11 protein-coding genes are annotated in these 14543 nt (G+C 42.3%); 1 reads left to right on the forward strand and 10 read right to left on the reverse strand.

Annotated elements, in window-relative coordinates; all coding sequences use genetic code 11:
* Positions 1-250 precede the first annotated feature (250 nt).
* The 6 genes from pnpS to ACIQYG_RS02305 all read right to left on the reverse strand — a co-directional run bounded on the left by pnpS (position 251) and on the right by ACIQYG_RS02305 (position 7574).
* Positions 251-2029, reverse strand: coding sequence for a two-component system histidine kinase PnpS (pnpS, locus tag ACIQYG_RS02280; RefSeq protein WP_402835293.1), 1779 nt, complete (start codon positions 2027-2029; stop codon positions 251-253).
* Positions 2026-2745 (reverse strand): response regulator transcription factor, encoded by a 720-nt coding sequence (locus ACIQYG_RS02285; RefSeq protein WP_402835294.1) that lies wholly within the window; start codon positions 2743-2745, stop codon positions 2026-2028. Before ACIQYG_RS02285 ends, pnpS begins: the two co-directional genes overlap by 4 nt.
* A gap of 241 nt (positions 2746-2986) precedes the next feature.
* Positions 2987-3922, reverse strand: coding sequence for a malate dehydrogenase (gene mdh / locus ACIQYG_RS02290; protein ID WP_402835295.1), 936 nt, complete (start codon positions 3920-3922; stop codon positions 2987-2989).
* Positions 3923-4044: 122 nt separating this feature from the next.
* A complete protein-coding gene (gene icd / locus ACIQYG_RS02295) occupies positions 4045-5361 on the reverse strand; it encodes an NADP-dependent isocitrate dehydrogenase (protein WP_402835296.1) in 1317 nt (438 codons plus the stop codon).
* 96 nt (positions 5362-5457) lie between these two features.
* Positions 5458-6573: a citrate synthase gene (gene citZ / locus ACIQYG_RS02300; RefSeq protein WP_076364762.1), complete on the reverse strand. Its 1116-nt coding sequence runs from the start codon at positions 6571-6573 to the stop codon at positions 5458-5460.
* Between the two features lie 539 nt (positions 6574-7112).
* Entirely contained in the window at positions 7113-7574 is a 462-nt protein-coding gene (locus ACIQYG_RS02305; protein WP_034309113.1) for a DUF441 domain-containing protein, read from the reverse strand.
* Positions 7575-7768: 194 nt separating this feature from the next.
* Between ACIQYG_RS02305 and ytvI the strand changes: the two genes are divergently transcribed.
* Complete coding sequence (gene ytvI / locus ACIQYG_RS02310; RefSeq protein WP_402835297.1) at positions 7769-8893, forward strand: sporulation integral membrane protein YtvI; 1125 nt, start codon at positions 7769-7771, stop codon at positions 8891-8893.
* Positions 8894-8980: 87 nt separating this feature from the next.
* On the opposite strand, the gene aceA is transcribed toward ytvI, so the two are convergent.
* The 4 genes from aceA to pyk form a co-directional block, all read right to left on the reverse strand.
* Positions 8981-10264, reverse strand: a complete 1284-nt coding sequence (gene aceA, locus ACIQYG_RS02315; RefSeq protein WP_402835489.1) for an isocitrate lyase — start codon at positions 10262-10264, stop codon at positions 8981-8983.
* Between the two features lie 38 nt (positions 10265-10302).
* Entirely contained in the window at positions 10303-11895 is a 1593-nt protein-coding gene (gene aceB, locus ACIQYG_RS02320; RefSeq protein ID WP_402835298.1) for a malate synthase A, read from the reverse strand.
* Positions 11896-12253: 358 nt separating this feature from the next.
* Positions 12254-12646 (reverse strand): FxsA family protein, encoded by a 393-nt coding sequence (locus ACIQYG_RS02325; protein ID WP_402835299.1) that lies wholly within the window; start codon positions 12644-12646, stop codon positions 12254-12256.
* Positions 12647-12727: 81 nt separating this feature from the next.
* The gene (gene pyk, locus ACIQYG_RS02330) at positions 12728-14488 is read right to left on the reverse strand and encodes a pyruvate kinase (protein WP_402835300.1); all 1761 of its coding nucleotides are present in this window, start codon (positions 14486-14488) and stop codon (positions 12728-12730) included.
* Positions 14489-14543 lie beyond the last annotated feature (55 nt).

Raw genomic sequence — 14543 nt, forward strand, 5'->3', positions numbered from 1 at the left:
CGCTTTCCGCGGGCGGTCCGCCCTTTGTGCTTGTGGGGTCTCCTTGGAATGGCTATTCCTACGGGGAGTTTCGCTCACCTGTTCCAATCATCTATGCTTTAAAGTTTAGATTGAACTTCTACAAAATCAAACAGAGACTATGTCTCTGTCAATGTTTAACTCCTTGGATGAGGGGTTGTACAACCATTGTACCCCTGCATTATGAAGTCCGTTTTAAGGAATTGTAAAGGACATGTAAATACGAAACCCGCTACATTTTCCCTTTTAAGCTTTTATTTAAAGTGACTGTAAAGGTCGTCCCTGTTCCAGGTGTGCTTTCCACGTTGATTTTACCTTTATGGACTTCAATTATGTGCTTGACGATTGCCAATCCAATGCCAGTTCCTCCTGAATCACGGCTCCTCGCCTTATCAATCCGGTAAAACCGTTCAAAGATCCTTGGCAGTTCTTTTTCTTCGATGCCGATCCCGTTGTCTTGAACTGCAATATCGACGGTCTGTTCATTTTCTATGATATCAACGGTGACCCTGCCGCCATTTGGTGTATAGGTCAATGCGTTCGTAATCAAATTGATGAAAACCTGTTTGATCCTGTCAGATTCCCCCTCAATGAATACTGGTTCCGGTGATGTTTTAATTTCAAGGGATACTTCTTTTTCCTTCAGCTTGCCTATAAGCATCTCTTGTATTTCGCCAAGTACTTTCGTAATATCCACGACCCCTGCGTGTAGAACGAATTCCTGTTGCTCCATCTTGGATAAATTCAGAAGCTCCTGAATGAGTTCTTGCAGCCGGTCACTTTCTTTCAAGATAATCGATAAAAAGTGCTTTAAGGTCTTTTCGTCTTTTAGAGCGCCATCTAACAATGTTTCAGAAAAGCCTTTAATGGAAGTGATCGGAGTCCTCAATTCATGGGACACATTAGCCACGAAATCCTTCCGCATCTGCTCGAGCCTTTTCAATTCGGTGATATCATGGAAAATGAGGAGGATCCCCTTCCATTCATCATGATTCCCGATAATGGGAGCCCCGTAAATCTCAAAATGCTTACGTTCTATGGCAAGCGGTATCTTCACCTGTCGTTTTATCGTTTTTTCCGTTCGAAAGATCTCTTCGATGATGGCTATCACTTCCTGATCTTTAATGACCGAGTAATATTCCTGAAACAAAAACGTAGCGGCGTTCACATGAAAGCTTTTCTTGAATTCCCGGTTGATTAAGGTCGTATACCCTTTACTGTCTATCAGCAAGACCCCGCTGCCGATATTTTCAACAAGTGCTTCCAAACGATCCTGATTCATTTCCCTCGCTACCTCTGTTTCCTGAAGATTCCTCGCCAATATGTTCAAAGAAGTTGTCAGCATTCCCGTTTCATCGGAATGCCGCCCGAATGTCCTGGTTCCGTAATTCCCTTTTGCCAGTTCAATGGCTGCTGTCGTCGCCTCTTCGATCGGACGGGTATAATATGAGGTGATTTTACTCGCAAGCATGAGAATGATGATCAAGGCAACCCCTAAACAAATGATCAATATTTGCCACATTTGTTTATTCACTTGATGGATGGCCTCTATTTCATTGCTATGGACGACAAATCCTTCAATCTCGCCGTCCTTTTCAACCGTCTTCCAATAATAATGGAGGTCCGATTCCCCTTCGACCACTTCATACCCTTCCCCATGCTTAAGCCCTTTTTCCAAAGTTATCTTGCGAAGGACATTGGCATGGCTTTTAAGTATTTCATTGGATGATGTCGAATCGTATAATATTTCCCCTCTCGTGGAGAGAATGGTTAAATTCGAATCTAAAAGCGGTGTCAGTTTTGCCGTCTTCCCTTTTTCCAAAAAGGACTCGATCCCGCCATGCTCCTGAATATATGTAGAAATGAAAAATGTTTCGTTCTGTATACGCTCATTGAACGTTTTAATATAATAACTTTTGAACAAGTGTCCTAATAAAAAGCCCACGGCCATCAGGACGACCATCACCAATGTGATGAGGGTATATAAGAGCTTTTTACGATAGGTCGTCATTCTTTTTTAGGCTCCTCAAGCTTATACCCCAAGCCCCTTATCGTTTTAATATAAAGAGGTTTTTTTGTATCCTTCTCTATTTTTTCACGAAGATGGCTAATATGGACATCGACGATCCTTGAGTCTCCCGCGAAATCATAATTCCATACCGCACTGAGCAGTTGATCCCTTGTCAGCACTCTTCCTTTATTCTTCGCCAAATATAAAAGTAATTCAAATTCCTTTGGAGTCAATTCTAATTGCTGTTCATCAAAGAATGCTTCGTATCGTTCCGGGAACACTTTCAATTCCCCTAATTTCAAGAGACCATCTTCCTGATCCTGACTTGACTCACTTCCGTTCGATTGCAACTGGGATCTTCTTAAAATGGCTTTAATCCGGGCCACTACCTCCCTGGGACTAAATGGCTTGGTCAAGTAATCATCCGCCCCTAGTTCCAGTCCCAGCACCTTGTCAAATTCATCGTCCTTAGCTGTCAGCATCAAGATCGGTATATTGATTTTTTGCTGGCGAAGCTGCTTACATACTTCAAGCCCGTCCATTTTAGGCAGCATCAAATCCAATACCACTAAATCGGGGCGCATATCCACGGCAGCCTCCAGCCCTTGTTCTCCATCCAAAGCTGTGATCACCGTATAGCCTGATTGTTCTAAATTGTACTGAAGTAAGGTAACTATTGATTGCTCATCATCCACTACGAGAATTTTCTTTGACATTAGATCCTCCTGAATTATGTATTACCCAAAAGACCAATTTCTTGGTCTACTCATCCAATTCCATTATAAAGAATATTATATGAAATTTACACATAAAAAAAACGGAAATAAAGTTATCCCTATCTTCAGCAAGGAGATTATAAGTTCAAGGCTTCTTTTGAAGCGGATTAAAAAACTGCCCGGAGTTGGAAAAAGGCCTTGGCCTTTTCTTCCATTATCCGGGCAGTCTGATCATGATCTCTTATTGAAGGACTTGCATTACTGCTTTAACTGATTCAACTGATTTTGAAAGTGCCGCTTTTTCGCCTTCAGTCAAATCAAGTTCGATGATTTGTTCAATACCGTTTGCACCAAGTACAGTCGGTACTCCAAGGTAGATGCCTTCAAATCCGTATTCACCTTCAAGATAAGCGATTGATGGAAGAACGCGACGTTGATCTTTAAGGATTGCTTCAGCCATTTCCACTAGGGAAGCAGCCGGTGCATAATAGGCGCTTCCGTTTCCAAGAAGGTTTACGATTTCCCCGCCGCCAGTGCGGGTACGAGCCACTATTGCTTCTAAACGATCTTGAGGGATCAATTTTTCCAAAGGAATTCCGCCTGCATAAGAGTAACGCACTAGAGGAACCATATCGTCTCCGTGTCCGCCAAGTACGAAACCAGTTACATCTTTAACGGATAAGTTTAATTCTTGAGCTACGAAAGTGCGGAAACGAGCTGTATCAAGAACGCCTGATTGTCCGATAACGCGTTCTTTAGGGAAACCAGATTCTTTGTATACAGTGTAAGTCATTGCATCTACAGGGTTAGTTAAAACGATGATGGTTGTATTAGGGGAATGTTTAACCACTTCTTTAGTTACTGATTTCATAACTTTTTGGTTAGTTTGAACTAAGTCGTCACGGCTCATGCCGGGCTTACGGGCAATTCCGGCAGTGATGATCACTACGTCGGAGTCAGCTGTTTCTGCATAGTCGGATGTACCGATGATGTTAGCATCGAAACCTAGAACAGGTCCTGCTTCCGCCATATCAAGAGCTTTACCTTTTGTAGGGTTTTCCGCTTGCGGAATATCAACTAAAACGATATCACCAAGCTCTTTTTGAGCTGCAAGGAATGCTGCTGTAGCACCAGTGAATCCAGCACCTACCACTGTGATTTTTTTACGTTTAGACATGTTATTTCCTCCTTAAAATATATAAATACTTTTGGAATACTTCTAACATCCGCTTGAAAATATATATAAGCCTCCTGGAAAAGCAGCCCGTTCAGGCACTTTTCCAGAAAGCATATAATGAATTATTTAAGGTTTTTGATAAGCTCGTCTGCGAACTCAGAACATTTAACTTCCGTTGCACCTTCCATTAGGCGGGCAAAGTCGTATGTAACAACTTTAGAAGCGATTGTTTGTTCCACTGATTTAGTGATGCTGTTTGCAGCTTCGTTCCAACCAAGGTGCTCAAGTAAAAGAACGCCTGAAAGAAGAACTGAAGATGGGTTAACTTTATCAAGACCAGCATATTTAGGAGCCGTTCCGTGAGTTGCTTCGAAGATGGCATGTCCAGTTTCGTAGTTGATGTTTGCTCCTGGAGCGATACCGATTCCGCCAACTTGTGCAGCTAATGCATCAGAAATGTAATCTCCGTTCAAGTTCATTGTTGCAACAACATCAAACTCTTTAGGACGAGTCAGGATTTGTTGTAAGAAGATATCAGCAATGGAATCTTTAACGATGATTTTGCCTTCAGCTTCAGCAGCAGATTGTGCTTTGTTAGCAGCTTCAGTGCCTTCAGCATCTTTAATTTTGTCATATTGGTTCCATGTGAACACTTTATCGGCGAATTCTTGTTCTGCAACTTCATAACCCCAAGTTTTGAATGCACCTTCAGTGAATTTCATGATGTTACCTTTATGAACAAGCGTTAATGACTTACGGCCTTCTTTGATCGCATAGTTAAGTGCAGAGCGAACAAGACGTTTTGTTCCTTCTTCGGAAATCGGTTTAATTCCGATACCTGAAGTTTCAGGGAAACGAATTTTTTGAACACCGAATTCATTTTGTAGGAATTCGATTAATTTCTTGGCTTCGTCAGAACCTTTTGCATATTCGATACCAGCATAGATGTCTTCAGTGTTTTCACGGAAGATGACCATGTCAGTGTCTTCTGGACGTTTAACTGGTGAAGGTACACCTTCAAAGTAACGTACTGGACGAAGACATACGAATAAGTCCAATACTTGACGCAATGCAACGTTCAATGAGCGGATACCGCCACCGATTGGAGTTGTAAGAGGTCCTTTAATAGCGATTAGATATTCGTTAATGACATCAAGAGTTTCTTGTGGAAGCCATTCGCCCGTTTGGTCAAATGCTTTTTGTCCAGCTAAAACTTCTTTCCATTCGATTTTCTTTTCGCCATTGTAAGCTTTTTCAACTGCTGCGTCTAAAACGCGGGATGCTGCAGCCCAGATATCAGGACCGATTCCGTCTCCCTCAATATAAGGAACGATTGGGTTGTTTGGTACGTTAAGAACACCGTTAGTAACTGTGATTTTTTGGCTTTGTGTCATGTCTCTTACCTCCGATTCAAATTCAAAGGTTAGATGGCCTGCCATTTTAATGAGGCAGAACCACTAACCTTTTTTACTCACATCTATTAATTTACTACAAATTCGATGAAATAAAAAATGATTTTTCGAAAAAACTTTTAATTAGCGTTTTTCAATCGGTACATATTTTTGCATACCTGGTCCAACGTACTCTGCACGCGGACGGATAAGGCGGTTGTTTGAATATTGCTCAAGGATATGAGCGATCCAGCCTGAAGCACGGCTTACAGCAAAGATTGGTGTAAATAGGTCATGCTCGATACCTAAACTGTGGTATACGGAAGCAGAATAGAAATCCACGTTCGGCGGAAGATTTTTTTGACCGGTTACGATTTCATGAATTTTGATGGACATATCATAATATTGAGGTTGTCCAGTAAGTTCAGTCAGTTTTTGTGACATTTCTTTAAGGTGTTTAGCACGAGGATCACCTTTACGGTATACACGGTGACCAAAGCCCATGATTTTTTCTTTATTGGCTAATTTTTCGTTGATATATGGCTCAACGTTTTCAACTGAACCAATATCTGTAAGCATTTTCATGACTTGTTCGTTGGCTCCGCCATGAAGTGGCCCTTTTAAAGCACCGATGGCAGAAGTTACGCCAGAATAGATATCAGATAATGTAGCCACACAAACGCGTGCAGTGAATGTAGAAGCGTTTAATTCATGGTCAGCATGAAGAACCAATGCTTTGTTGAATGCTTCTTCTTCGATTGCCGTTGGTTCGTTACCGCTTAACATATATAAGAAGTTAGCAGCAAAGCTTAAATCTGTACGTGGAGCAACAGCTTCTTTCCCTTGACGGATGCGAGCGAAAGTTGTTACCAATGTAGGGATTTTTGCTTGGATGCGGATTGCTTTACGATAGTTAGCGTCTTCACTCATTACATCTGCTTCTTCATCATAGAGACCAAGAAGAGATACTGCAGTGCGAAGAGCTCCCATTGGATGTACTTTATCAATTGGGTATGTTTTGAAGTGATTAACCACTTCAGCTGGAATTTCAGCATTTTCAGCAAGTTGTTTAGTTAATTCTTCTAGTTGGCTTTTGTTCGGAAGAGCTCCGTGCCATAAAAGATAGATTACTTCCTCGAATGTTGCGTTCGAAGCCAAATCATCGATGTCATAACCTACATACGTTAATGTGTCATCGATAATGGAGCTTACTGATGAAGTTGTTGCTACCACACCTTCAAGACCTTTTGTTGCTGTCATACTAAATCTCTCCTTTTCCTAGATATTCCCCTATGCCCTTGCTATTAGCGTATAAATATAGCGCTTCCAAGAAATTAGCTTTGTTAACAACCATCTATTTTTTAGCAGAAGACATACATCTTGTATTGGAAGCGTTCACAGAATATGACCCCAACAATAGTAAAATGTACGATAATCTTTAATACGAAATTCTAAAAATAATGCTTGTAGCTATTCCTAGTGAGCGCTTGCTCAATAACTACATCTTTTTTTTAAGATTCCTCAAAAATATCAATGATATTCTGAATCCCATTTTTAATAAATCAGAGCAGTTACATGATTATTATAAACAATAAACACTTTTTTGGGAATGAAAAGCACTTAAAATGTGAAAAAATTATTATTTTATTAGAAAAATTAGCTACATATTCTCTTGCTTTTTTAATGCGATTCAAAACGTTTTTTTTAAAAAAAATGACCCAAAGCAGAATAAACGAAACATTAAATAGAAAATTTACAACCCCGGCATTGACGGACTTTTCTCCCCTTAGCCACTCGCTTCATTTAAAAAAATTGAAGATCTGCATGCATAAATAAGCAATTCCCGCCCCGATTAACGGGCCGACAGCCACTCCTTTGAATAAGGCGACCGCAAGAATCGTCCCAAATACAAGGGCAGTGGTAATGTGCGGATCGTGCGACAGGAGTGTAATCCCATTTTTTGCTATGAGCGCAACAGCTATTCCAGATGCTAGTGCAATCCAGGCATAAGGAGATTTTATCGCGTCTCCGAGTTCCTTGAAACCTATCGCCCCGTTTGCTATGGGAATGAGTACGGAGATCGTGATGATCGTGACGCCCAAGTTGATTCCTTTCGCTTCCAGGTATGGAAACACTTTAGCGTCAAGGCCAATCAGTTTCATGCTTAAAAGAAAACCCGCAGCCATGATCAGTGAGGTATTTTTCCCGAACCAACCGATTGCAGCAAGCAGAATTAAAAATACGACAGGACCGTTGATCATTATCCCTTCACCTTCTTCCTTCTGTTTTTTGTTATTTTAACATAACAAACTCCCTTGTTCCTGGGAGAAAAATGATTTAAGGGAACGATGCATCTGCGGAAAAAATCCAAGCCGAAAGATGAAAGAATCTTTCCTTTCTTTTCCATCATCGTTACAATTATAATACAAACTTAATGGTTGAAGGAGGATATGACTTGAATCCGGTATATATGTATCGTTTCATTCGCTCTTTACTGGTCGTCGGAGGGATAATTTTAGGTGGAATTGCCTTGTTTTATTTATCTAAATATACATATCCATTCATCATTGCCATGATAATCGCTTTCTTGATGAATCCCCTGGTCATTTTTTTCGAAAGGAAAGGGCGGCTGCCGCGGGGGTTGGCTGTATTCGTTTCCCTTTTGCTCATTTTCCTTTTATTTGCGGGTCTTATCACCTTACTGGTTACCGAAATCATTTCAGGGACCAATTACCTTGCCGGAGTCATCCCGAAACACATTGAAACCATCGTGGATTATATAGAAACATACATCGCTACCACCGTCATCCCTTTATATAATCAAATAGCTGCCATGTTCAATAATTTGGATACCGAACAGCAAGACACGATCCTCAAGAATATCCAAAATATCGGTGAATCCATCACCACGGGAGTAAGCGGCTTCATTCAAGCTTTCTTGAAGAACATCCCCACAATCATCGGGTGGTTTCCAACTACAGCAACGGCACTCCTTTTTACCCTGCTTGGCACGTTCTTCATCAGCAAGGATTGGGATACCTTTGGCCGCATGACCGGAAAAGTGTTGCCTGATAAGATATTTGCGGGTGCAAAGCGTTTATTCTGGGACCTAAAACGGGCTTTATTCGGGTTTATCCGGGCACAATTCACTCTTGTTTCATTGACGACTGTCACGATTTTAATCGGATTCCTCATTTTGGGGGTGAATTATTCAATTACCATTGCCCTGATATGCGGACTTGTCGATATCATTCCCTATTTAGGGACAGGTACGATTTTCATTCCTTGGATCATCTTTGAATTCATCGCCGGGAATACAAGTCTCGCAATCGGTTTGTCCGTCCTATACATAATCGTCGTTGTCCAGCGTCAGCTAATTGAGCCAAAAGTACTTTCTTCCAGTATTGGTTTGGATCCGCTTGCCACTCTCATCGCCTTGTTCATCGGCTTCAAATTGATCGGTTTCCTAGGTCTGATTGCAGGACCTGTCGTACTTGTCATATTCAATACACTTTTGCGTGCCAATGTCTTCAAGGCCATATGGACTTTCATCATCGGGGATACAAAAAAAACCAATTAAGATAATCCAGACATCTATTAGCATTCACTCATTTCCATTTAAAAATCCGCCTCGGCTACAAGGCGGATCTTTGGTTTTACGCTAAAATTATTTTGACGTCTCGAATTGTTCTGTTTCAGTAGAACCTGCAAGTGCTGTTGTGGATGATGTTCCACCGGAAACGACTTGTGCCACTTCATCAAAGTAACCAGTTCCCACTTCACGCTGATGACGTGTTGCTGTATAGCCGTCCGGCTCACTAGCGAACTCCGCTTGTTGAAGTTCTGAGTATGCAGCCATGCCGCGATCTTTATAACCAAGAGCAAGGTTGAACATGCTATGATTCAATGAGTGGAAGCCTGCAAGTGTAACGAATTGGAATTTATAACCCAATTTACCCAATTCCACTTGATAATTGGCAATCTCCTCATCACTTAATTTCGCTTTCCAGTTAAATGATGGGGAACAATTGTAAGCAAGCAATTTGCCCGGGAACTCTGCATGGATAGCCTCGGCAAAGCGGCGAGCATCCGCTAGATTAGGTTCAGAAGTCTCACACCAGATAAGGTCGGCATATGGCGCATAAGCAAGGCCTCTTGCAATGGCTTGGTCAAGACCTGCATTCGTGCGGTAGAATCCTTCTGGAGTCCTTTCACCAGTGATGAATGGTGCATCGACCGGATCAATATTATCGGTGATCAAATCTGCAGCATCAGCATCCGTACGGGCAATCAAGATGGTCGGTGTACCCATTACATCGGCTGCCAATCGGGCGGAAACTAAATTACGTACTGCCGTTTGGGTTGGAAGAAGGACTTTACCGCCTAGGTGACCGCACTTTTTCTCGGAAGAAAGCTGGTCTTCAAAATGAACGCCAGCCGCTCCAGCCTCGATCATGCCTTTCATTAATTCGAAGACGTTAAGGGAACCGCCAAAACCTGCTTCAGCATCCGCCACGATTGGAGCGAACCAATCGATATCATCTTTACCTTCAGCAAAGCTGATTTGGTCTGCACGCTGAAGTGTCTGATTAATGCGTTTAACAACTTGCGGCACGGAGTTGGCTGGATATAAACTTTGGTCAGGGTACATTTGCCCTGCGATGTTAGCATCTGCCGCCACTTGCCAGCCGCTTAAGTAGATTGCTTTTAAACCAGCTTTCACCTGCTGCATTGCTTGGTTACCAGTCAATGCTCCTAATGCATTGATGAAATCCTCTGTATTTAATAGATTCCATAGCTTTTCGGAACCACGGCGTGCCAATGTTTGTTCAATATCGATGGAACCTCTTAGTTTAATTACTTCTTCGGCCGTATAAGGACGTTTAATACCAGTCCACCGTGAGTCATTTTCCCAGCTTTGTTGTAATTTTTGCGCTCTCTCATTCATCATCATTTTTTCCTCCTAATTCATATTATATATTTTGAATATTAAGATAATTTTCCGTATGCCGCGTTAGTTAAGAAATCTGCAAAGTCATCCGCTTCAATCAATTGTTCAAATAGTTTAGTAGACTCTTCAAACTTTCCTGATTTGAAAGTTTCTTCCCCTACTTCCGATTTAATGACCGCCAATTCTTCTTCTTTGATTTGATGGAATAATTCCTCGGTTATTTTCCTGCCATCTTCGAGAATGCCTTTTGGATGACGAATCCATTGCCAGACTTGAGCTCTTGAAATTTCAGCGGTTGCAGCATCTTCCATTAAGTTATTGATAGGTGCCGCACCTCTGCCGCTTAACCATGAGGCGATATATTGGATGCCGACATTAATATTCGTCCTTAACCCTGCCTCTGTGATCGTTCCTTCCGGTACAGTCAGCAACTCTTGAGCTGTTACATGGACATCTTCCCGTTTCCGGAAAATTTGATTCGGTTTTGGGACGAGGAGGTCAAAAACCTCTTTTGCCGTGCTAACCATACCTGGGTGGGCGACCCATGTTCCATCATGACCATCTCTTGCTTCGCGTTCTTTATCTGCCTTTACTTTCGCAAAAGCCTCATCGTTCTTAACCGGGTCATTTTTAACAGGAATTTGCGCGGCCATCCCGCCAATTGCAGGAGCATTACGAGTGTGACATGTTTTGATTGCCAGTAAGGAATACGCCCTCATGTTCGGGACAGTCATCGTGACCTGCTGCCGATCTGGGAAGATAACATCATCCGAGTGACGGAATTTTTTCAGGAAACTAAAGATATAATCCCAGCGGCCGCAGTTCAGGCCTGCCGAATGCTCTTTCAGCTCGTACAGAATTTCGTCCATTTCGAATGCAGCTAGAATCGTTTCTATCAAGACCGTTGCCTTGATGGTTCCTTGCGGAATTCTCAAATCGTTCTGTGCATATACGAATATTTCATTCCATAATCTTGCTTCGAGATGGCTTTCCATTTTTGGTAAGTAAAAGTATGGACCGCTTTGTTTTTCGACCAATGCTTTTGCGTTGTGGTAAAAGTACAGTCCAAAGTCAAAAATGCTGGCCGATATAGGCTGTCCATCCAATAGGACATGTTTTTCCTCCAAATGCCAGCCTCGTGGCCTTACCTTTAGGACAGCTGTTCTTTCATTTAATTCATACACTTTGCCATTTGGATTTTTAAAAGAAATGGTTCCGCGGATTGCATCGCGCAGATTCAATTGGCCATCAATGCAATTCTCCCAAGTGGGTGAATTAGCATCTTCAAAGTCCGCCATGAATACATTGGCACCTGAGTTCAGGGCATTTATGATCATTTTACGATCAACAGGTCCAGTGATTTCAACCCTGCGGTCCTGCAAATCATTCGGGAGGGGCGCAATCGTCCAATCACTTTCACGAATATGCTTCGTTTCTTCAAGGAAATCAGGAAGCTTGCCTTGATTCAGTTCTTCCTGAACGCTTTTCCGCCGTTCTAGAAGTTCTGCCCTTCTCCCACTGAAATGCCGTTCAATTCTTTCGATGAATTGAAGAGCTTCCGTTGTAAGTATTTGTTCATATCCTGGCTTAATGTTGCCTGTAATTTGTAAGCCTTTTGCTTCCGTAATCATGTTGCCTCTCCACATCCTTTCCAACTCTTCTATGTTATAATACAGATGTTTTATTTCCTGTTTGTATTATATAACACGTTGCATAAATTTGTCACCAGTTTTTTCTAAAAAATCTAAAAAAAGATTTTTTAGCATGGAAAAGCCTGATTTACCAATGTTTCCAATGGTTAATCATACACATTTCATTCTCGTGGAAATCATCATTCAATGGTGTAACAGGCAAAATCCGCTTTACATTGAAACTCCCATTTCAATGTAAAGCAAAAAAGCACCCCCCAAAAAAATTGGATGCTCTTGCGGACCTTTTTTCCAGACCAAAAAGGCCGCCTAAAAGCTTGAGCCTTTAGACAGCCTTATATTATTTATGCCGAATGATGGTAACTTTCCCTTTATTCATCCTGTTCATGATAAACCGGATAACAATCGGTTTGAGGAGATTCCGGGTTGGCGGAAACACAAGGATCAATCCCATGATATCCGAGATGAGCCCAGGGGACAGCAACAGTGCAGCTCCGATAAAGATACAGATTCCATCAATGATTTCATTTCCTGGCATCATTCCGTAATGAATCTGTTCCTGTGCCTTTTTCCAAGTTTCCATCCCTTGCCGTTTAGCCAAATAGGCTCCGATCAAACCTGTGGCTACAATCAGGAACAGCGTTGGCCAAAAACCAATCAGATTGCCTGACAGCAAAAGGACAATAATTTCAACGACCGGCATCGCAATGATAAACATTAAAAAATATTTCATCTACATTCCTCCTGCACAGCCCATTTCTGGTGCGGTACATCCATCTTACCTCATTGGCACGGAATCAGCCAAAATTTCGTTTTACAAAACGTTTGCATGTCCATCATAAATGACTCCACGACCTGCATCGACCGTTATTCTTTGACCCTCCGTGAAAACCTTGGTCGCGTCCTCCGCCCCAACGATGACCGGTATGCCCAATGTAACTCCTACAACAGCTGCATGGCTTGTCAAACCGCCTTCTTCCGTAATCAACGCCGCACACTTTTCAATCGCCGGCATCATTTCGCGGTCCGAACCGATCGTAACCAATACAGAGCCTTCCTTCACTTTTTCCAAAGCTTCCTTGGCATTCTTAGCTATTACCACTTCACCTTTCGCCGATTTCCTGCCGATTCCTTGAGCCTTCAAAAGAACCTCTCCTAAAACATGAATTTTCATCAAGTTAGTCGTACCTGTTTCACCTACAGGCACACCGGCTGTAATGACGACTAAATCCCCATGGGAAACTAAGCCAGAATGCAAGCTTTCATCTATTGCGGTTTGAAGCATTTCATCGGTAGTCGTCGCTTTTGGGCCAATCTGCGGATAGACTCCCCATGCCAATGCAAGCCTTCTTGAAACATGATCATTGGATGTAACAGCAATGATCGGTGCTTTAGGCCGGTATTTAGAAATCATCCTTGCCGTATGACCGCTTTCTGTAGGGGTGATGATTGCCCCGGCATTCAGATTAAGCGCGGTGTGGGCAACGGATTGACCAATAGCATCAGTGACATTATGGCGGTTCACTTTGCTTCTGACTGATAATATATCCCGATAATCTAGGGCAGTTTCAGCACGTGAAGCAATGTTATGCATCGTTTGCACCGCTTCGACAGGATAGGTTCCAGCAGCCGTTTCGCCAGAAAGCATGATTGCATCCGTTCCATCAAATATGGCATTGGCCACGTCACTTGCTTCTGCACGGGTCGGCCTTGGATTACGCTGCATCGAATCGAGCATTTGTGTAGCCGTTATGACTGGTTTCCCGGCATTATTACATTTTTTGATCATTTGTTTTTGGACCAATGGCACTTCTTCTGCAGGAATTTCCACTCCCAAGTCTCCACGTGCTACCATCAAGCCATCTGAAACTTCCAAGATCTCATCAAGACGGTCCACGCCCTCTTGATTTTCGATTTTAGGGATGATTTGAATATGTTCCGCTCCATTTTGCTGCAATAATTCACTTACTTCAAGCACGTCGGAAGCCCTGCGTACAAATGAAGCAGCAATGAAGTCGATACCCTGTTCGATCCCAAAAAGGATATCCTGTTCGTCTTTCTCCGTTATACCAGGCAGGTTTACCGAAACTCCTGGAACATTCACGCCTTTTTTGTTCTTAAGAGTACCGCTATTCAAGATCTTCGTATGGATTTCCTTTCTTACCTCATCTATCTTCAACACTTCAAGCCCGATCAATCCATCATCCAAAAGGATTTTAGATCCTGGGTGGACATCGTGCAGAAGCCCTTCATAGGTAATGGAGAATTTTTCAGGTGTTCCCAGGACTTCATTCATGGAAATGATGACTTCATTGCCGGCTACAAGCTCCATGGAATCATTTTCCATATTATTTGTCCGTATTTCAGGTCCTTTTGTATCCAAAAGGATGGCAACCTGTTTACCCGTTTTTTCGCTCGCTTCTCTGATATTGCGGATTCTGGCTGCATGTTCTTCATGATTTCCATGAGAAAAGTTAAGCCGTGCTACATTCATCCCAGCCTCTATTAATTGAACCAGCTTTTCGATACTTTCACTTGCGGGGCCAATCGTACAAACAATCTTGGTTTTACGCATAGTGTCATCCTCCTTAAGGGAAACTCGCCGCCTGTCCATCTTTTGAAGGCAGGGG

This window comes from Peribacillus sp. NPDC096622 (genome assembly GCF_044762665.1).
Lineage (GTDB): Bacteria > Bacillota > Bacilli > Bacillales > DSM-1321 > Peribacillus > Peribacillus frigoritolerans_B.